Origin of the sequence: Mastigocoleus sp. MO_188.B34, from assembly GCF_030065675.1 — a bacterium.
GTDB lineage: Bacteria > Cyanobacteriota > Cyanobacteriia > Cyanobacteriales > Nostocaceae > Mastigocoleus.
In genome coordinates, this window is record NZ_JASJDK010000087.1 from 1 (window position 1) to 20663 (window position 20663).

Consider the following 20663-nt stretch of genomic DNA (forward strand, 5'->3'; position numbering starts at 1 on the left):
GGACACTAATTTCTCTGGTGGTTTTTGCGTCATGGGTCATATTCTACGATACATCCCCTACATTTGTTCCTTCTTCTTTTTTCTTCTTACCCCGATTTACTGAGCGGATACTTCAAAAACTTCTTCTATTTCTTTTAAACCTTGAAGAATACATCCTAATTTTGGATTTCTTATTTGCTGAGCATAGTAACAAAATACTCTTTGTGTCCAAGTAAATAATCGTTTGTATGTACTATCATTCAAGTCATTGTCAGCATCATCACACAAAAGAGATGCTTCCCTGATAGCTGCTGCATCTGCATAATAGATAATATGTTCTTCTTCTCTTATCTCTTTTACTTCTCCTACTTCTCTAATATCATCTAGTTTTTCAAATAACTTATTTTGCCATTCCTTTTTGTAGAGTATCTCAAAATAATCTTCTAGCGACATCCAAGCATAATTATTCTGATTGCATACAACTTTGATTAAATTATTTTCAAAATAATAGGGTAAGAAGAAAAGTTCCTCTTCTTCCTGAATCCGTTCTTCTTTCATCACCTAATATTTGCCGGTAAATGCACAAGTTATAATATTTCTTTTATCATCAAATAAATAAACAGTAAAGTAATATACATCTCATTAAAATAGCGCTAGCATCACTGTAATCACTTAATTTATAGATTTTTAGTCATTAAAAGTAAATTTTGAAAAATTAAAAAATTCCTAGACTCACAGCTAATTCTTTACCCCAATAACATTTAAACTCTGATTTAACTCCCGAATGCGTCGAGAAAGAATACCAATAATATTCACAGCAATTTCCGGAGTTTCTTCGATCGCATCATAAAGTTGTTCTTGGGTTAACTCTAAACATTCTGTCACTTCTAAAGTTGTTGCGGAAGCAGAACGGGGTTGAGAATCAAAAACCGCCATTTCACCAAAAGATTCTCCCTGTACAAATTCTGCTAACTTACGATTTCCCAAATGGGCTTTAACTTTACCAGAAATCACAATATAAAGAGACCTTCCTTCTTCTCCTTGTCGGAAAATAGTGTAATTAGATGGGAAAGATAACTCATCCATCACCGATGCTAAGCGCACCAGAAAATCATCTCTTAACTCTTTAAAAATCGGAACTTGACGGACAAATAATAAACGGTCAACACTGGTTAGCATGGGAATATAGCGCTATGCGCAAGTCAAAAGTAAAAAGTCAAAATTCAAAATATGTTCTGCGGACATGCTGATAACGCGCTACGCATATTACTAAAGTCACGCTAACGCTAACAGCTTGCTGCGTTAAAATGCGAACAAAACAGACCGCCCCTATAACGACTAAAAGCTTACAAATCATAACTTTAGGGGCGTCTGCTACCAACAGAGTTTACTAATTCCTTAAATTTATTACGTAGTATTACAAAAATAAAACTCATTACTGTACGCTGTCGCGCCCCGCTTACGCTAACATTACTCATTACTTTTTACTTTTTACTTTTTACTTTTCATTTACTTCATTTCTAGAAATAAACTTATCAATCTGGCCCACAACTAATGGATGGGGGTCGTTTCTTACTTGAGGTAATATACTAACTAAAACCCGAGGAGAAACAATACTTAAATAAGCAATTGAAGCTTCTCTAACAAAACCTGTAGAATGCTTTAATCCCCTCAAAATATGAGATATTTCTAAGCTGATGCGCGCCACTTCAGCAAAATGAAAACAGCAAGCTAAACACCAATCAGAAAGAAATTCTTCCATTAACAGTAATTTGTGAATGCGCTCGCGGATTACCATCTGTTGATATTCGATTATGCCGTTTTCTACCAGGTTTTGCAGCTTTTCTTCTGGAGGATATCTATCTAAAATATTTAATAATATAGGTTTAGAACGAAGAGTAACTGTATGGTCTAAAATTTCTAAACCCCGTGCTAAATTAGCTAATGATTGGGAACGAATATTAATAGTAGCAGCCTGAATTTTGTCCATGGGGTAAAGTAATTTTAATAATCTTAAGATTCGTTCTTTGACATCAATTTCTAAATTTAATATTGCTCTCTGTAGTAATTCCCCTCTGGCGATTATTTTATCGCTCAATTGATTATTATCAAATAAAGGCTGACTCTTAAAGTCTACATAATTAGCATAAACTTTTCCTTGGATTTTTAAATCTATATATGTTGCATATATTTCACCTAAAAATCGTAACTCCTCATGAATTAATGTTTTAATTTTAATTTCCTGAAACTGATCTACTAAAATAGTATTTCCCGATTGTTGACGGATTTTTAATAGGGTTTGAAGAATACTATCTCTAGTCGTACCTTTAGATTTTCCTAAATATTGCCAAATAGTATCACTTGCTTCCAAAGTCGAAATTTGACCGATTGTTCGCCAAGCAAACATTCTTACTGTTTGGGGTTTTGATATATTAGTCGCAAGTTGAAATAGTGGTTCTAATACTTCGTTTTCTAACTGCACTAAAGCAGTCATTGCTGTATTTCGAGTTGACTTGTAGTGAAGTCCACTAATTAATGCTCCGTAGTATTCTTCTAAACGATTTGCAGCAATCATTTCCAATACCGCACAGCGGACTCGCAATGATTTATCCTGCAATAAAGATGGAATATAAATTCGTAAAACTTGTAAATAAACAGCTTCTCGTAAAGCTTTAACAGCATTTATCCGTTCCCGTTCCTGTTTGTGAGTTAACATCCAGCGCAGAGTTCTGGTTGCTGCTAACTGTTGGATTGGTGTTCCTTGACGTAACAGTAATGCAGCAGCAGTTGCACGGACAATTGAATGTCGTTTCCCATGCAAGTATTCCTCAAGTTTTCTTAAGTCGGGGTGGGATTCAGCTAAATAAACATAACGAATAGCTAGTGCAGAAACTTCGGGAGTAATATTATTGCTGTTTTCTTCATGTAGCAGTTGTCCCACTTGGGTTAAGTATGTGGGGTTTGCACCTCTTTGCAACATCTTTTCCAAGCTCAATTGCTGCAAGTCTGGAGGTAAATCTATTAATAGTGGAGCTAAAACTGCTTCTGCTCCTTGGGGGTCGAGTTCTGATAGGAGTTCAATGCAAGAACTTCGATCTCCGGAAGCAGTATTTTCTTTTAAAGCTTTGATAACTGCTTGTTTAAAAGAACGTAAATCGACATCCGTACCCTTTAATTGCTTTTTCCCCGCACTAAAGACCAACAAACTCACATAATGCGATCGCAATATCCAAATTACAGCTAAACAAATAAATGCAATGATAATAGTTTCTATCAAGATAACTGTTTTACCTTGGGGTATAACCTGTGTCACTAACCACAAAGTGATTAAAATCAATGCCCCTGCTGCACCTGCACCAAATGCTTCAGCAACACCACTAGCTAAGGCTTGGATTTTTGTACGTACTTTATCTGGAATTGGTTGAAATAATAATGGACTACTGCTGAGAACAAAAGTATAGCGTAGAAGTTCATCAAGGAATTTCAAAAATACCATCCCCCAAAAAATAGGTAGTTGGGGTGTCGCCGATGTTAAAGATAGTAAAATTACCAGAGACAATGCAAAAATTGCTACTGTTATTGGTAATAAAGCAATAGTTACAAATACTCCAAAACGCTGAAGAATGCGACTGGAAAGAAATAGTTGTACTAATAACTCACAGATCCCAGCTACACCACCAAATAATCCCAGAAAGCTAGCAATATCCTTTTCGTTATAATTTGACTTTAATTGGGCAAGATACTGAAAGTCAATGAATATACCAATAACTTGTAGAAGTCCGAAAAAAGCAAATAATAATAATGCATAATGCCTTAAGGGAGTGGAAAGACGACGCCCAGAAGAACTTTGAACCTTAGAAACTAATCTATTTGGAACACTAGGGAAAGCATAGCGATAGTTATGAGTTAGATAAAAAAGAATCATCGCACCCAGAACTATTAAGATACTTGCAAAGGGAAAGATGACTCCATCCAAGCCAACAAACATTAGTAGTAAAGGTAAACTAAAACCACCAAGAATATCAGCAACTAGAATTCCACTACTAACAAGTGGGTAAGCACGCTTTATTTCCTGAATATTAAATAGCTGATTTGCGGCGATCGAAGTATTGAGGTCATTAAGAACATAAGACGCATCAACCCATAACCGTAATAAAAATATAGTAATAACTGCAGCATATGAAACTTCTAAACCCTGACGCAGTAAAAATAAAACTGCAAACATACAGGGTACAGTCCCTATTACTACCCAACGCAAGGAAAATATCTTTTGCAACCAGGAATAGCAGAAAACTAATACCGCTCCAGTTACTGCACTAGCAATATAAATCCACGGTAAGGAATCAGCATTATATTTATCTAAAAATAGCGCAACAGTAGTATCTTCCGACCAGCGCAACCCAATACAAGTTGTGGTGTAAAAAGCAAACATCAACCAAGTGCGATCGCTTTCTTCCGGTCGGAGATTAATTAACTGTAATACTCGTCGTAAAATACCTGTCTTTGGAGCAAGCGAATGATTTTTCAGTTCCATAACCTCCCAATAAGTTACTGAAATATAAACAATAAGAAGTCCCGAGCAACTGAGTATTAGTTTTCCCACTCAGCACCCGGGACTATCGTTTATTAAGAGATAAGTTTTCTATTTGACCTTCAAAATTTGACCTTACAAACACTTAGAAACGTACCAGAGACTAAGCATACGTTGCACTCTGGTACGTAAATATATCAGAACTAATGAAATGGACTAATAAGAAGGTAGAGGACAAGAAATCTTAATAAGTCTTATTAAGATTCTTTGATTACAAATTATTAAGTTACAGAAAACCTAACAGCAACTTTTAGCTCTGCTTCTTGCATTATTAAGAGTTTGCAACTTAAAATCTCGCTCTAACTTCTTTACAGATTATTTCTTAGGAGACAGAAGCATCATCATATTTCGACCTTCTTTTTTGGGCGCTTGCTGAATTTCGGCAAGACCCTCTAAATCATTTGCCATGCGCTTGAGTAAAACTTCTGCCATATCGCTATGTTGAATTTCTCGACCGCGAAACATTACAGTAGCTTTTACTTTATCGCCATCTTTAAGAAAACGCTCTGCTTGTCTCACACGCACTTGGTAATCGTGTGGTTCTATTTTGTAGCGCATCTTTACTTCTTTAACATCAGCTGTATGCTGCTTTTTACGAGCCTCTCTCGCCTTTTTCTCTTGCTCAAACTTGAATTTCCCATAGTCCATTATCCGACAAACTGGTGGGTCAGCTTTATCAGAAAGCAATACCAAGTCTAGCTCTTTTTCTTCTGCTAGTCTTAATGCTTCTTGAGGAGGCATAATCCCCAACTGAGCACCATCAGTATCAATCAACCGAATTTTCGGAAAGCGAATTCGTTCGTTAATTTGTGGCAGATCTCGACTTCTTCTTTTCTCTATCACAGGCATATATGAATTGTGGGAGCTGTTATGTTAAGGGTTTGGCTTGGGCTTGAGTAACGTATCTCAGATAAATCATTTTGAAATAACTGAGGTCTAATATTGAAACATCTACTTCTAGGATAACTAATCTAAAAAGTAATTTTCTGACCTTATCTGTCATTCTACTCACACTCAGAGAATTTCTATCCAATAGTTAATGTAAATTACATAAGTGTTGCAAACTTTAATTATCGTAACATCTACTTTTCTATTTGCTACAGTAAAAATTACGCATTTATACTGTTTGCTAAAATAGCACTACATGGTATTGACTCCCTGAAAATATTTATAATTTTTTAAATATGATTTTCTGAATAGATTACTCTAAGGTGAAAATCGGAATTAGTACCTAAAATATTAGTACCCAAAATATAAGTAAGACCTAAAATATAATAGTTATTAAGATAGCATACAGGTTCGTGACAGTCTAAAAAATAAAACCTAAAAAATAAAAGTTAGGAGACACAATTAGTTTAACGCAATTATCGCCTTGTGGGTGTTTTACAAGTCAATTGCCTCAATATGAAGTTTATATTGGCTTATATTTTCATTATCTAACAATAGGAGGTAAGTTTGAACGCCATAGCTAACTTACAACAAAGATTAGGTAACCAGAGAGATTGGATATGGCGGGGTTGGAGGATTCGCTACACATATATCCGCGCAGCCGAAACAAGTCAAAAACCTCCCATAATTTTTTTGCATGGCTTTGGTGCTGCGATTGGTCACTGGCGACATAATTTAGAGGTATTTAGTACGTCTCATACAGTTTACGCCCTCGATATATTGTGTTTTGGTGCTTCAGAAAAAGCTACAGCTAATTACAGTGTGGACTTGTGGGTAAGTCAAGTCTACGACTTTTGGAAAACATTTATTGGTCAACCGGTAATTTTGGTGGGTCACTCTATTGGTTCCTTAGTTTCCCTTGCTGCTGCTGCGACTCATCCAGAAATGGTGCAAGGATTGGTGATGATGAATGTCGCTGACCCCTTGTTGGAAAAAGAACAAACACCTGCATTCCTCTACCCAGTAGTGGGATTTGTAAAAAATATTGTTGCTTTTATTGTTTTACCTTTATTAATGAAACCCTTGTTCTACTTCATACGTAAACCTGGGTTTATACGTTACGGACTTAAGCAAGCTTACGTTAATCCTAAGGCGATCGCTGATGAACTTGTAGAAATTTTTATTAGACCCCCTCAAGATAGAGGTTCTCCTGGAGCTCTTTTAGCCCTGGTCAGGTCTTCAGTGAGTCCTAATTATAGTCCTAACATCAAGGAACTTTTACCTACCTTATCTATTCCCATGCTGTTAATTTGGGGCAAACAAGATAGATTCTTTCCTGTAAAATCGGCACAAGATTTTGCTAAATGTAACGATAAACTACAAGTTATTTACTTGGAAGGTGTTGGACATTGTCCCCATGATGAATGTCCCGAACGAGTAAATAAAGAAATATTGGGATGGATTGATAAATATTTGGATTGATTCTGTCACTATTTACTTCTTACTCCTTACTCATTACTCATTACTTCTTACTTTCTTACTCCTTACTCCTTACTCATTACTTCTTACTCCTTACTCCTTACTTCTCCACCTAAGTATTTTCTCTTTGATTCTGATTCGTCCAGACTGAGAAATCCTTAGGGCTTTTCGAGTGAGGATATAACTAATATTTCCTTGATTTGCTAGATACTTACTATTACTAATATGTGATTTTTCTGAGTGTTTATAACTTTTTAAAGGAAGGTTAATTACAACACCACTTCTGAGAATAGCAATGTAACTACTTGGAATACTGTCACCACAAATATAACTAATAAAACTCTTAGTTTCAGCTTTAACAAAAGTCTTTTGACCTTGGGGACATCCTTTTTTTAAAGGTTTACCGTCTGCACTAACAGCATACTTAACTTCTTCTTGGAGAACCACACGATTCCCCTTAATTGCTAACATTTCATAGGGATTGACAGAATATTTAGCTTCTTCACGTTGTGCAATGTAAGTTTCACCTTTTTTTGCTGTTACGGGAATAGTGAATTTACCTCCACTTTTGGGAATCCGAACATAATATCCAAGACGGTGTCGGCGATCTCCCCTGCAAATATATACCCGGTATTTTTGCGTTTCAAAACTGCGTATCGGTAGTAGATTAGCTTTAGGACAAATATTTTGATTAAAAATCGGTTTTTCTTGTGATTTTTGAGCTTCTTTTGCTAACACACTTGAAGCTGCTAATGACAGCATATAAAATGAGCTTAAAAGCGCAATATTAAATGCTTTTATGTAACTTAAATTCTGTTTTAATAAAATCATTTTTTCCAGTTTTGACATGTAAAAATGTCACCATCTCTTGTCAAGATAGTTAACCATAGGAAACAGGTTGATTATTGTTAGCTCATGGTGCCCTCTGGGCATAGGAAATTAGTTATTTGTAGGGTGTGTTAGGCGCGCAAAATAATTTCTTTTTTGGTCGCCGTTACTTCTGCGCCGTAACGCAATGCCATGTCACATTAATGTATAAGGGTGTGTTAGGCGTGTAAAAGCATGTCTTTTTGTTCGAGAGTAAAGTACAAGCTTATAGCTACCCTACCTTTGGAGCCGCCAACAAAAATCAAATATGATTCCTATATTTATCGGTATTTTCAACCCAGTATTTTTAATTGGGTATTTCTAACTTGGTATTTATAAGTTGGTATTTATAAGTTGGTATTTTCACGTCAGTATTTTTATCGAGGGAAATATCTTATTTGATAAGTATAAATATGAAAATAACCCCAGACAACAAATATCTGAGTTAATCATCTATTCTTTACAGAAAATAATTTGAAAATAAGATTTTGGTTAAGTAATATCCCTTACTTTGATTCACATTCTTTTTTTGTTACTTCATGGCGGTAACGAAACATCGCATCAAGCTGCATTTGTACCAACCAACCACTGACAAATTCTACAGGTTCGCCACCCGGCATTACAAAACAAATCTCATCAGTCAATCTTGTTTTCCCATCTTCTGATTCAAATTTATGCTGATGAGTCCAATGTTCAAAAGGTCCAGAAATTTGTTGGTCAGTAAATGATTTATATGGTTCACATTCACTATGACGCGCTAACCAGGTTAAAGATAAGGGTCCCAGATACAGACGAAATTCTGTAATTGCACCTATTGCTAATCCCCCCTCTCGGCGAATTACCTGTATAGGTTGCCAAGGTGGGGTTAATAGCTGTAAAACGTCTGCCCTCTCATGAAATTTCCAAACCACTTCCACCGGTGCATCGATCACCGAGGAATATTTAAATTGCAACATCAAGCAACTTCCATTATTTCAACTCTTAATTACTCTTCATATTCAGTGTCGATTTCTATATTTAAGGTTTCTTCATCAATCCGTAGAAACAAAACATTGGGGCGACAACATACCTGACAATCCTCTACATAAGATTGTTGATAACCACCAGTTAAATCGACAAAAGTTAAGTTTGTTTCGCCGCAATAAGCACAATAATACTCAGCAGTTGTTTGCATTAATTAATAAAAAGATAACAATTATCAAAAAATATTATTAGTTATTACAATCGAAATCTCAATACAAAATATCTATTACTTATTTTAGGACGAGTCGTCAATAACTACAATCTGAAAAGATACCTCGCTACGCGCAAGTCATTGACGTCAGCCTTCTCGGGTATAGTAACTCAAAAGTCAAAACAGAAGTTATTTCTTGCAGACATTTATAGCAGAATTATGGGTGACAACTCATCACAATAACTATAGCTTTGCTATCTACAGATCCTTCTTCGCCACAATAAACACCCCTTTAAGTTTAAATATCCCTTTGCTTACGCCTTCCTTCGGTTGCCAATGGTAGTCAATTTTAAAACCAGCATCGGTCAAACTGTCTAATAATTCTTTCGTGGTAAAAACCACAACCATTGGTATCAAACCCAAAAATATTCCAATTGGTGCGACAATCTTAAACCACTTCATCGTATCTCCTAAACACACCGTACTGGTGACGAAAACTCCACCTGGTTTGAGCATCTTGTAAACTTTGGCGATTACTTCTTCCTTGTTTTTAAGCAAGTGCAAAACATTGAGTCCCAATACCATATCCAAGGTGCTATCACCAACACTTAATTCATCGATAGTCAATTTTTCAAAGGTGACATTTTCGATTTTGTTTGCTTCAGCTTTACTTCGGGCAATTTCAATCATTTCTGACGAAAAATCTATTGCTCGAATATGTTTAACGTAAGGTGAGTGAGCGATCGCAGTCGATCCCGTTCCACAGCCAAACTCCAGCACTTCCATGTCTGGCTTAAAGTATTCCCGTGTAACTTGTAGTTTTTTCTGATAAGTTGTTTCGTCAGCAATGGGTTGTTTAGAATAGCTTTCTGCGATTTTGTCCCAAAATTTAATTGAATTGTTCATCACATACCCCAATTATTTAGGAATGAGAATTTAATAACCTGTAATTCTGAAATTTGGAATGGTGCTTTACCCGATGCTAACAGCACTCTACTTTTGTACTTTATTTAATCCACATTTCTTAGCCGATTGATTCTGCTGATATCTACATTTTAGATCTGTCTTATTGGAGGTGTTGCAAAAGCGTGATAAGCCCATATCCGGCGTTAACGGATCCATAGCATAGGTATACAGCCAGAGTTTTCACTACTTACGTATAAAATTATATGCACAGCCTTTGCTATGCGATCGCGTGACAATTACCCTTTACCAACCAAAACTTTTTCCGATGACTGCTCAAAATGAGTAGTTGCTTCTGACAGGTGTTTAATTAATGTGGATTTAGGTAATGGTCCTTGCAAATGATCCCAAGGTAATACTTGTTCCGTTGACCAATTAGCGTGAACGTAAAAATCTAGTTTGGGAATTTTTCCTTTTAATTCTTTAAATGCACGCTTATAGCTACCTAAAGAATCACCAAAATCGCGGGTTAATTCCAATAAATGAGATAGTCTTCTATCTCCTCTAGAAAGCAAAGCTTGAATGATTGACCAGTTATAGCTTTCTGGACGAAAATCAATTCCTTGGGGCTTAAGTTTCTTCTGTAAAAACTGCAAGCGTTTTTGGGCTTGTGGGTTAACTCCCATCCACTGAAATGGAGTATGGGCTTTGGGAACAAAAGTACTGCAACCCCAAGTCAGACGCAAACCAGGTGCTGCTTTTTTGAGGTTGTGCATCATGCTTACGGTCGCATCTAAATCTCCGGGTTCCTCTCCAGGGATTCCCACCATTCCATATAATTTTAAACTTTTAAGTCCGCCAGCTTTAGCATTAATCGCTGCTTGAATAATCTCATCTTGTTGGAGTTTCTTATTAACGATGCGGCGTACTTTTTCAGATCCACTTTCTACAGCAATTGTCAGGGAACGAGTATCTCTTTTGGCTAAAGTTTGCGCTAATTCGACGCTTACAGTATTTGTCCTAACAGAAGCAATACTCAAACGAACGTCATCATATTTAGGTTGACTTAAGCGATCGAGCAAACTTTCAAACTCTGGGTGTTGGGTTACGGAAGCACCTAACAATCCAATTCTATTAGTAACTGTCAAACCTTTCTCAATCGCCGGAATTAAAGAATCATTGATACTCGCAGTTCTAAAAGGTAGAGTCAAATAACTTGCAAGACAGAAGCGACACATTTCCGGACAACTTCTCACCACTTCCACCATGAAGATATTTTCCCAGGCTGCTTTTTCTGTAACTACCGTTGATGCTGAAAGTGTATTTCCCCGATAAGTTTGTTTTTGAACAACGGCTGGAACTTCCGATGAAATTGGCTGGATCGACTCGATCGCATCATCGGGAGCGCGATATACCACTTCATATAAACTAGGAACGTAAATCCCTGGTACTTGTGCTAATGCTTTTAATTGAGTTTGTCGAGGTGCATTTCTTACCTCTTTATAAGCATCAATAAAATTACCCAGTAAATTTTCCCCATCTCCCAGTAAAACTACATCAAAAAAATCGGCGAAGGGTTCGGGATTTGCTGTAAGTACTGGTCCGCCACCAAAAACTATAGGATGATTATCGTTGCGCTCCTTAGCCCTGATGGGAACCTGTAAATCTTCTAATAAATTTAAAATATTAACGTAGTCCAGTTCCCAAGACATGGAAAAACCCAATATTTCCGGCTTTAAGGGCAAATGTTCGTGAATATCGGTAAATAAGCGGCTTACCTGTAAATCCGAACGCATTGCTAAAGTCGCCCATACAATCTGATACCCAAGACTAGTTATCCCCACAGTGTATTCGTTGGGAAAAGCAAAGATAGTGGGGATTGCATCATTATCGGGAATAGCAGGACTAAATAAAAGACGTTCAGCAGCAAATATAGAAGCTGTCACAAATATTTTCGAGGGCGAGTTTTTCCGTATTTTATTTTAAGCCATAAAATCGTGAGGTTAAAAACTAAGGTGATGGCATTGGCTAAAATAATTGCAATATCTTGGCGAAAAATTCCATATAGCAACCATAAGGAAACACCTAAAATGAAAGTAATCAGCATGATGTAAGACACATCTTTAGCTGATTTGGTTTGCCAGGTCTTTACCATTTGTGGCAAAAAAGATATTGTAGTCAAAGTCGCAGCAGACAACCCCAAAACAGTTAAATAATCCATCGCCCCGTAATTTAATTTGTTTTTCTAAGGCTGAATTCGAAAAATATTATTACGATTTTTTACGAATACTTGACTTGAGTAATTATACCTTATTGCTAGCGACTAGAGATTAGGGATTGGGTATTTCACCACAGCTTTTTTGTTTTCATCGGTGGCTGTTTTATCGAGAACTTAATTATCGAGAACTTAATTATCGAGAACTTATTGATGTGAATAGCAGTTCAGGGATTTCAAGGAGTATCTATGAAGACATTTACACTTAACGACGGAAACGCAATACCTGCTTTCGGTCTTGGTACCTGGAAGTCTAGCGAAGGTGATGCATACCGAGCAGTTAAGGAAGCCCTTCGTGTTGGTTACAATCACATTGATGGGGCTTGGATCTACCAAAATGAGGATGAAGTAGGTCGCGGAATTTGTGAATCAATTAAGGAAGGCATAATTAAACGCGAAGAAGTTTTTGTGACCTCCAAACTTTGGAACTCCTTCCATGCACCTGAAGACGTTGAGAAAGGCTGTCAGGAAACACTTACTAAACTTGGTCTTGAGTATGTTGACTTGTACTTAATGCATTGGCCTGTTGCTTTTCGATCTGGTAAATTGATGCCGGAAGGTACTGAAGATTTTTGGCCATTATCCGATTTGCCTTTATCAAAGACATTTAAAGCAATGCTGAAGCTCCGTGATAAGGGACTTGTAAAAAGTGTGGGGGTTTCAAACTTCAGTATCTCTAAGTTAGAAAAATTGATTGCAGAGAGTGGCGTTGTTCCAGCAGTTAATCAGGTAGAACTGCATCCGTATAACCCACAGGAAAAACTATTTACTTACTGCAGTGACAAAGGCATACATCTTACTGCTTACTCACCACTTGGTTCTGGCGATCGCCCTGAATTTCTAAAGCAGAAGGGAGAGCCTCCCATACTGGAGAATCAAGTAGTGAAAGTCACAGCAGCCGAAGAGGGTTTGACACCTGCGCAGTTATTAATAGCTTGGGCGATTGACCGAGGAACGAGTGTGATTCCCAAATCTGCGAATCCCAGTCGAATAGCTGAAAATTTGGCGGCTGCATCCCATACCCTATCAACCAAAGCCAGATCTGCGATCGATGGAATTGATACCCGTTTCCGGTACGTTGACATAAAAGAGTGGTATCTCCCGGGAATTACTTACGAAGGTAGTGATTTTTGGGTTTGAAGGTTTGGAAACGAAACTAAAACTTACATTTGGACAAGTCCACTCAAATATTACTGTTTGTCCAGATTATTGATTAATCGATCTACAAATTTTCTAAGCTGTTCTTGGGTGTGGGACAGCTTTAAAGTTTCAACTGTAACCGGAGACTATTTGGTATATTCACTGCTTTTTCTAATCCTCGCACGCTTTGCCACTGTTGGTTTTCATTCCAAGTCATTGCTTCTAAGTTTGCTTCCCTGAGGTCAATATCTTCCAGGATTGCATAACTCAAATTGCTATGACTGAGATTTGCACCGTTAAATATTACACTACTGAGGTTACTGCCGCTGAGGTTGGCGTTATTGAGATTTGTGTAACTAAGATCGCTACCAAAAAGATTAGCGTTACGCATATCTGCGCCTGATAAATTGGCTTCATAAAGTAACACTCCACTGAGATCGGCTTCGTTAAGTATTACTTGGCTCATATCTACACCACTCAGATCTGCACCTAAAAGAATAGCACCTTTGAGGTTCGCACCACTAAGGAATGCACCATTAAACTTCCCATGACTCAGATCTGCAGCTAGTAGTACCGCGTTGTGAAGATTGGCACCAAAAAGAATGCTATCGCTAAGATTACTACCTAAAAGATTGGAGCCCTGCAGATTCGCACCACTAAGATCTGCACGACAAAGGTCGCTATAACTGAGGTTGACTTGCTCGAGTTTCGTATCGCTGAGATTCGCACCGAAAAATACACCATGACTCAGGTTGGCAGATGTAAGATCGGCATCTATGAGTAGGGAATTAGTCAAGTTAGCGCGCTCGAGGATCCCATTCTTGAGTTTGGCGCTGCTAAGGTCAGCATAACTAAGGTCTGCTCCACTTAGATCGGCTCCATTTAAGTTTGCACCACTTAGAGTAGCTCCACTTAGATCTGCATCTCTAAGGTTAGCACCACTAAGGTCTGCACCACTAAAGTTTACATCACCGAGATTAGCACCACTAAGGTTAGCACCAGTTAAATTAGCGGCTGTTAAGTTGGCATCGCCGAGAAAACTATTACTAAGATTAGCATTGCTCAAATTAACACCTGTAAGGTTGGCATCACCTAAATAAGCATCGCTGAAATTTCCTCCTTTAAGAAATTCACCGACCACAGTACTGAAATTACCGATAGCTACCGTATCACTATAGTTAATTACTCTTAAGAGTTTAGAAGTAAAAAAATTATCTGTGTCTCGACAACCAGATGGCGAGAAATTTATTGCCTCTTTCCACTCATCTTGCTGTTGAGCAATTCGATGTAATTCAAAAAGTAAAATCATCACATTTAGACCAGCGTTAATATCAATTTGGCGCAGTCCAATGTTGAGATTTTTTGTTAGCGCTCGGCTTTGCACTCGCCCACTCCCGTAACCCCGCGTCTTATTTCTGCTAATTTCAGAACGCAATCGAAGCATTTTTTGCTGGGGTAAATTATCCTCCGGTAAAGCATCAATAAATTCTCCCTGACACCAACGCTCGTAAAAATCTGTTAACCGGGAATACAACTGCACGGGTAATATATCATTATTACCTATTAACTCGCACATCAACTTTTCTAAAATTTCTGGTTTGAGGACATTGTTTCCTAGTAAATCGTAAATCTCCCAATGCAGTTGTTTTGCATTAATTACAAAAGCACCATTGATTCGCTTTTTTGCCCATGATTGTAAGCCTTTTTTTAGTCTTTCCTCGAATAGATTTTTTTCTAGACTTGTTTGAGTATATTCAAAATTATTTGTGCATTTTTGAACATTTTTCCCTCGCGAACAATTTTTTTCTGTTACCCCCAACTCTTTGTTCCCTATCTGTATTTTCCACCTGTCCCTCACATAACTTTTAAGTAGTCGTAAAAATCGAGTTAAATGTGACATAGTTACGCAAAACACTACGTTTAATTACTGGGAATGTGTAGCTCAAATAAAGTTTTCTTGAGGCTTTGGTTCTTCACATTAAAATCAGCTAGTATTATTTAGTACCAATAATTTTCGGGATATTGATTCATTTACGACTCCTTTGTATGGAATTGTTCTAACAGACAAATAAAAAAAGTTTGTTTAAAGTATTTTTAGGTTGTCAAAAAAATCGATTGTCCAGATGAAATTGTTATGTTATCTTCCCAGCATCTTTTCGGAACTATTGCAAAAATAATATGTACTGTTTGCTACAGACATAGTAGTTAGGAAAAATACTACAGTAAAACAGTGCAAAATAACTAGAAAAAATGCAATAGGAATTCTAACAAGAGGGTAGCTGCTTGACTTTTCACTGTAGTCGCTGTTTTCTGGTCAAATAGGGTGAAGTGGATGTGCCTGTGTTGAAAATTTGCAGAAAGTACCAGTATTTGATGGTAGTGGTCAAGGATATAACAGATGAAGAGATTAATTTTTAATATTATTTGTTTGCAAAGCTTGTGTTTGGGGGTGGTAGCCGCCTGTTTTAACTTCCCTGTAAATAAAGCATTGGCAAGTGCTAAGTTAAGGGAATCAGGTACAGCAGAAAAACAAAAATCGTCACTTGTAGAAGAAGTTACGACAAATCAAGTTACTAATGAAAAAGAATCCGGGTTAACATTTTCAGCAACATCAACATCTGTCAAAAAAGATCCCATTCCACAGCAAGAGAAATTAAACACTTCCCAAGTATGGGTAATTGATGGGGAAGATAAGGCACAAAAGCAACCCTTTATATGGGAAGTCAAGGATATCAACAAAATTGATCGACAACCTTTTCTACAAGTAAATAATCAACTCCAGAAAGTAACAGCTACAACGGGAAAGAGTACTGCTGTTAAGAAAAAAACCAAAAAAACAACTTTAAAACCCTTTAGTCAGATAACAAAAAATACAGAATTAGTCAAAGGGTTATTTAACATTTATAAAGACAAAGAAAAAAATAAAATTTATTTAGAAATTCATCCATCACAACTTAATAAGAACTTTTTAGCGACAGCAACTTTAGAATCCGGTATTGGAGAAGCTGGTATATATAGTGGAATGCCACTACAAGATTTTTTATTTTATTTTCAAAGAATAAATAAAAAATTAAATTTTATTGTCCGTAACGTTAATTTTCGGGCGCAAGAAGGAGATCCCCAAAGGCGATCGCTAGCCCGCTCCTTTAGCGATTCGGTACTTTACACGGTCAAAATCAAAAGCATTCATCCCCAGAGAAAAACGATTTTAATTGACTTAGGAGATTTATTGTTATCCGACTTGGCTGGGTTATCTAGTAGTTTGGGTGTTTCCAGCAGTAAAGATAAATCTTATTTTGGTAATGCTAAGGCTTTTCCTAAAAATGTAGAAATTGAGTCCGTATTAAATTTTTCTAAAGCAAGTAGATCTACTAAAAAAGATAAAAAGTTTGGCTCATTACCTGATTCAAGAGGTTTTACTCTGCGGGTACATTACAGTTTGTCTCACCTACCAGATAATAATTATCAACCTCGTTTAGCTGACGAACGGGTAGGTTATTTTATTACTGCTTACCAAGATTTATCTAATTTTGAAACTGGCGACCCCTTTGTCCGGTACATCAATCGTTGGAATTTAGAAAAACAGGATCCTTCTGCGGCGATTTCACCCCCGAAAAAACCAATTGTATTTTGGATTGATAATGCTGTTCCCTTTGAATACCGGGATGCAATCAAAGAAGGCGTGTTGATGTGGAATAAAGCTTTTGAAAATGCAGGGTTCAAAGATGCAATTCAGGTGCGTCAAATGCCGGATGACGCTACATGGGATCCATCAGATATTCGCTACAATACAATTCGTTGGATTAACACTGTAGATGGATACTTTGCTATGGGACCATCCCGAGTTAATCCCCTAACTGGAGAAATTTTAGATGCTGATATTTTGGTGGATGCTAGTTTTGTACGGGCGCTAAAACATGAGTATCGTCAAATAGTTAAACCAACAAAAGCTCCTCCCAGAACTTCCCTATCAGCATTCATGCAAAATCGCATGCTGTGTATCGGTAACAGTTTATTAGGTGAGAATGAAAACGAGCAAAACGAAAAATCGCCGCCCCATATCCAAGGATTAGTTGGTAATTTATCTGAGTTAGCACAACGTTATGATTTATGTTATGGCGTAGAAGCTGCCAACCAATATGCTTTCGGTTCTTTAGCAATGCAACTTTTGTATCAAGAACCCCCCAATAGCGCCAATTTAAAACGATACGTTCATCAATATTTACGATTAATAATTGCCCATGAAGTCGGTCATACGTTGGGTTTAAGACATAATTTTCGGGGTTCAACTTTATTGGAACCAGATGAAATGAATGATAAAGGTGTTACCCGTCGTCGGGGAATAAGCACCTCTGTAATGGATTATTTACCACCAAATATTGCCCCCCCAGGAACCAAGCAGGGAGATTATTTTCCAAATGGGGTGGGAGTTTATGATGAATGGGCAATCAAGTATGGTTATATGCCAACTAAAGCCACATCCCCAATAGCAGAAAAACCATTTTTAGAAAAAATTGCTCGGGACTCGGAGAAACCAGAATTAAGCTACGCGACGGATGAAGATGTGCGTAATTTAGATCCCACTGCAGATGCATGGGATAACAGCGGTGATGTGTTAGTTTACTCTCAGTGGCAACTGGAAAATTCCCGACTGATGTGGGACTTACTCAACAAAGATTCGGCTTCCAAAAACGAAAGTTTTAGTGAAGTTAAGGAAGATTTTGGTAAAGTATTAAGCCATTATTTCCAACAAGTTTATTACATTTCAAAATACATTGGCGGTCAGTCGTTTCATCGAGTTAGTCCCAATAATAGTCGGGGAAAACTACCATTTGAACCGGTTCCCGTGGAAAAACAAAGAAAGGCATTAAAAACTCTACAAAAGTACGTCTTTGCTGATGAAGCCTTTCGATTTTCTCCAGAACTCTTAAATAAATTAGCACCATCTCGCTGGCGTCATTGGGGTAGTTATCCCCGTACTGGTCGTTTGGACTATCCAATTCACGATTTGGTGTTGTATTTACAGACCATGTTGTTACGGGATTTACTCTCTAGCGATCGCATTTCTCGTTTGAAGGATATTGAACTCAAGACACAAGCCGGTCAAGCACTGACAATTCCAGAATTATTTGACACTTTACAAACGGGAATTTGGACAGAAGTACTCAAACCTGAGGAGAAAGATAAAGATAAAGACAAAGATACGGATAGAAATTCAGACAGGGGTAAGGGAATCAAAATTTCCAGTTTGCGTAGGGGTTTACAAGGACAATATGTGAATCTTTTGTCTGAAATGGTTCTACGAAAGCGCTATGTCCCTGAAGATGCTCGTAAAGTTGCATGGTATAAGTTACGGCAACTGCGTGAAGAATTAAAAGATGCTGATTCTAAGGATGAGTATACTAAAATTCATCTACTAGAAACTAGGGATAGAATTAAGAAAGTTCTTGATGCACCTTTAGAAACAAATTAAGCAAAACATCAGTCAAAAATTAGTAGTCAAAAACTAGTAATTAAAAATCAGGAATTCATTCGCGAATACAAGGGATGGGATTGTTCGGTTAACTCACTTCGTTATTAGTGGTTTGAGTAATGGAGCATTCTCAATCCAGTATTTAATATTAAGTAACAATTTGCAAAAAATATTTGTAAAACTACTAAATAATTTCAAATCATAAGACATTAAATTATATAACCTGAAAATTTTGATTGGTTGATATTTGGTAGTTTTACACATCATCTCTATTGAATGAATTCTTGATGTTTGTTCTGACAGATTAGAAAGACAGGCTGATTAGAAAGACAGGTCGAAACAGATGAATTTACTTGAAAAGATATCAAATCATCAATTATCTCGTCCAAGATTTCGCGCCCATCCTACAATCCAATTAGATATTAGTTTTAGTGATTTTCACGCTTGTTTTAGTAAGTTCAATCCTTTTACTAAACAACAAAAATATTTAAGTAGTATCGAATCTTTTTGGCATACAGATAAAGAAGTTTTAGTGACCTTATCTGTCAGAACTAGTTTGGATTTATTATTACAGATATTAGATTTACCTCCTGAATCAGAAGTATTAATTAGTGGAATTAATATTCGTGAAATGGCAAAAATAATCCGCAGTCATGGGTTAATTCCTGTCCCGATTGATGTTTCTATAGATACCATTGATCCGAGGTTAGAAGCTTTAGAACAACTTGTTTCTCCTCGCAGTAAGTTATTACTAATTGCCCATTTATTTGGGATTATTATTCCCCTAGAGCCCTACGTTGATTTTTGTCAGAAACATCAAATTTTACTGGTAGAAGACTGTGCCCAATCTTTTGCAGGGAAAAAATATTATGGTTCTCCCGAAGCTGATATTAGTTTATTTAGTTTTGGTCCCATAAAATCTTGTACCGCTTTGGGTGGTGCTGTAACATTAATTAAGGATAAAAAATTAGCCCAAAAAATGGCAATTATTGAGCAAGAATATCCACAAAAAAGTGATTTTTGGTATTTGAAGAGGGTATTTAAATTCTATTTACTGAAACTTTTTTCAACACCTTGGTTGTATTCTCAACTCATTAATTTAATGAAATTATTAAATTTAGATGTGGAATCAACTATCAAAAAAGTAACTCTTGGTTTTCCCAGGGGAGAATTACCCGCCAAACTTCGCTATCGTCCGCCACGTCGTTTGCTATGGTTCTTAAGCTATAGGCTCACTAACTGTGGGGATTTTCAAGAACGTACCCAGCGAGCTAAAGATTTCTTACAAATGTTACCAAGTAATATTAGTATTCCTGGCGATCGAGCCGAGAATAATTCGTTTTGGGTAATGCCAATATTTATTGATTCTCCCGATACTATCGCCACAAAACTACGCCAAGCTGGCTTTGATAGTGCAAGGGGAAATCGCAGTTTATTTGCTATTGATGCAAAGCCAAATACACCAAATCATCTATTACCAATTGAAAGCCAAAGTTTAATGGAACATATTTTATGTTTACCATTATCAAATGTATTAACAGCAGAAGAATTAGAATATCTTGCTCAATTAGTTAGAACTCAAATATCAAATAAGTCTGAAAATATTCAAGATATACAGAATTAAGTATTGTAGCGATTGTTTTAAATTTAAAGTGCGATCGCTTTGTATACAAATTTTATACCAATTCAATAAATCATTGCAACAGATTATCCCGTAGAGACGCGACAGAGCCTGCGGCGTCGGCGGTCGCCTCTGTCGCGTCTCTACAAAATTTATTTGTCTCACTATTTTTCCAAATTTGTATTATATACCGGTGCGTTACGGCGCGGTGATGAAGGTGACCTAAAAAAGAGATTCTCTTGCGCGCCTAACACACCCTACAAGTAATAAATG

The 20663-nt window shown here is 37.0% G+C and carries 15 protein-coding genes; 4 read left to right on the plus strand and 11 right to left on the minus strand.

What is annotated here, in order from left to right:
- Positions 1–96: 96 nt before the first annotated feature.
- The 4 genes from QNJ50_RS19115 to infC all read right to left on the minus strand — a co-directional run bounded on the left by QNJ50_RS19115 (position 97) and on the right by infC (position 5419).
- Positions 97–537 (minus strand): hypothetical protein, encoded by a 441-nt coding sequence (locus tag QNJ50_RS19115; protein ID WP_300638146.1) that lies wholly within the window; start codon positions 535–537, stop codon positions 97–99.
- 180 nt (positions 538–717) lie between these two features.
- Positions 718–1158 (minus strand): Crp/Fnr family transcriptional regulator, encoded by a 441-nt coding sequence (locus tag QNJ50_RS19120; protein ID WP_300638147.1) that lies wholly within the window; start codon positions 1156–1158, stop codon positions 718–720.
- 319 nt (positions 1159–1477) lie between these two features.
- Complete coding sequence (locus tag QNJ50_RS19125; protein ID WP_300638149.1) at positions 1478–4513, minus strand: MFS transporter; 3036 nt, start codon at positions 4511–4513, stop codon at positions 1478–1480.
- A 372-nt stretch (positions 4514–4885) separates the two neighbouring features.
- Positions 4886–5419, minus strand: coding sequence for a translation initiation factor IF-3 (infC, locus tag QNJ50_RS19130; RefSeq protein ID WP_027842501.1), 534 nt, complete (start codon positions 5417–5419; stop codon positions 4886–4888).
- Between the two features lie 606 nt (positions 5420–6025).
- Here infC and QNJ50_RS19135 point away from each other — a divergent pair.
- Complete coding sequence (locus tag QNJ50_RS19135) at positions 6026–6940, plus strand: alpha/beta fold hydrolase (protein ID WP_300638153.1); 915 nt, start codon at positions 6026–6028, stop codon at positions 6938–6940.
- Between the two features lie 90 nt (positions 6941–7030).
- Here QNJ50_RS19135 and QNJ50_RS19140 read toward each other — a convergent pair whose 3' ends face one another.
- The 6 genes from QNJ50_RS19140 to QNJ50_RS19165 form a co-directional block, all read right to left on the minus strand.
- On the minus strand, positions 7031–7699 hold the full coding sequence (locus QNJ50_RS19140) for a hypothetical protein (RefSeq protein WP_300638155.1): 669 nt from the start codon (positions 7697–7699) through the stop codon (positions 7031–7033).
- A 611-nt stretch (positions 7700–8310) separates the two neighbouring features.
- The gene (locus QNJ50_RS19145; RefSeq protein WP_300638158.1) at positions 8311–8760 is read right to left on the minus strand and encodes an SRPBCC family protein; all 450 of its coding nucleotides are present in this window, start codon (positions 8758–8760) and stop codon (positions 8311–8313) included.
- 29 nt (positions 8761–8789) lie between these two features.
- Positions 8790–8978: a CPXCG motif-containing cysteine-rich protein gene (locus tag QNJ50_RS19150; RefSeq protein ID WP_300638160.1), complete on the minus strand. Its 189-nt coding sequence runs from the start codon at positions 8976–8978 to the stop codon at positions 8790–8792.
- A gap of 258 nt (positions 8979–9236) precedes the next feature.
- Complete coding sequence (locus QNJ50_RS19155) at positions 9237–9884, minus strand: class I SAM-dependent methyltransferase (protein WP_300638162.1); 648 nt, start codon at positions 9882–9884, stop codon at positions 9237–9239.
- Between the two features lie 296 nt (positions 9885–10180).
- A complete protein-coding gene (locus QNJ50_RS19160) occupies positions 10181–11827 on the minus strand; it encodes a radical SAM protein (RefSeq protein ID WP_300638164.1) in 1647 nt (548 codons plus the stop codon).
- Positions 11824–12102 (minus strand): SemiSWEET transporter, encoded by a 279-nt coding sequence (locus QNJ50_RS19165; protein ID WP_300638166.1) that lies wholly within the window; start codon positions 12100–12102, stop codon positions 11824–11826. Before QNJ50_RS19165 ends, QNJ50_RS19160 begins: the two co-directional genes overlap by 4 nt.
- Positions 12103–12345: 243 nt before the next feature.
- On the opposite strand from QNJ50_RS19165, the gene QNJ50_RS19170 reads away from it, so the two are divergent.
- Positions 12346–13296, plus strand: coding sequence for an aldo/keto reductase (locus QNJ50_RS19170; RefSeq protein ID WP_300638168.1), 951 nt, complete (start codon positions 12346–12348; stop codon positions 13294–13296).
- 121 nt (positions 13297–13417) lie between these two features.
- On the opposite strand, the gene QNJ50_RS19175 is transcribed toward QNJ50_RS19170, so the two are convergent.
- Complete coding sequence (locus QNJ50_RS19175; protein WP_300638170.1) at positions 13418–15196, minus strand: pentapeptide repeat-containing protein; 1779 nt, start codon at positions 15194–15196, stop codon at positions 13418–13420.
- Positions 15197–15694: 498 nt separating this feature from the next.
- Here QNJ50_RS19175 and QNJ50_RS19180 point away from each other — a divergent pair, with 498 nt between their 5' ends.
- The gene (locus QNJ50_RS19180; protein ID WP_300638172.1) at positions 15695–18769 is read left to right on the plus strand and encodes a zinc-dependent metalloprotease; all 3075 of its coding nucleotides are present in this window, start codon (positions 15695–15697) and stop codon (positions 18767–18769) included.
- A gap of 343 nt (positions 18770–19112) precedes the next feature.
- Positions 19113–20393 carry an aminotransferase class I/II-fold pyridoxal phosphate-dependent enzyme gene (locus tag QNJ50_RS19185; RefSeq protein WP_300638174.1) on the plus strand — a complete coding sequence of 427 codons (1281 nt, stop codon included), beginning with the start codon at positions 19113–19115 and terminating at the stop codon, positions 20391–20393.
- Positions 20394–20663 lie beyond the last annotated feature (270 nt).

Coding starts and splice junctions, on each gene's coding strand:
- infC (WP_027842501.1), bottom strand. CDS start 5,419: ATGCCTGTGATAGAGAAAAGAAGAAGTCGAGATCTGCCACAAATTAAC.
- QNJ50_RS19170 (WP_300638168.1), top strand. CDS start 12,346: ATGAAGACATTTACACTTAACGACGGAAACGCAATACCTGCTTTCGGT.
- QNJ50_RS19185 (WP_300638174.1), top strand. CDS start 19,113: ATGAATTTACTTGAAAAGATATCAAATCATCAATTATCTCGTCCAAGA.
- QNJ50_RS19165 (WP_300638166.1), bottom strand. CDS start 12,102: ATGGATTATTTAACTGTTTTGGGGTTGTCTGCTGCGACTTTGACTACA.
- QNJ50_RS19180 (WP_300638172.1), top strand. CDS start 15,695: ATGAAGAGATTAATTTTTAATATTATTTGTTTGCAAAGCTTGTGTTTG.
- QNJ50_RS19140 (WP_300638155.1), bottom strand. CDS start 7,699: ATGCTGTCATTAGCAGCTTCAAGTGTGTTAGCAAAAGAAGCTCAAAAA.
- QNJ50_RS19175 (WP_300638170.1), bottom strand. CDS start 15,196: ATGTCACATTTAACTCGATTTTTACGACTACTTAAAAGTTATGTGAGG.
- QNJ50_RS19155 (WP_300638162.1), bottom strand. CDS start 9,884: ATGAACAATTCAATTAAATTTTGGGACAAAATCGCAGAAAGCTATTCT.
- QNJ50_RS19145 (WP_300638158.1), bottom strand. CDS start 8,760: ATGTTGCAATTTAAATATTCCTCGGTGATCGATGCACCGGTGGAAGTG.
- QNJ50_RS19120 (WP_300638147.1), bottom strand. CDS start 1,158: ATGCTAACCAGTGTTGACCGTTTATTATTTGTCCGTCAAGTTCCGATT.
- QNJ50_RS19125 (WP_300638149.1), bottom strand. CDS start 4,513: ATGGAACTGAAAAATCATTCGCTTGCTCCAAAGACAGGTATTTTACGA.
- QNJ50_RS19115 (WP_300638146.1), bottom strand. CDS start 537: ATGAAAGAAGAACGGATTCAGGAAGAAGAGGAACTTTTCTTCTTACCC.
- QNJ50_RS19150 (WP_300638160.1), bottom strand. CDS start 8,978: ATGCAAACAACTGCTGAGTATTATTGTGCTTATTGCGGCGAAACAAAC.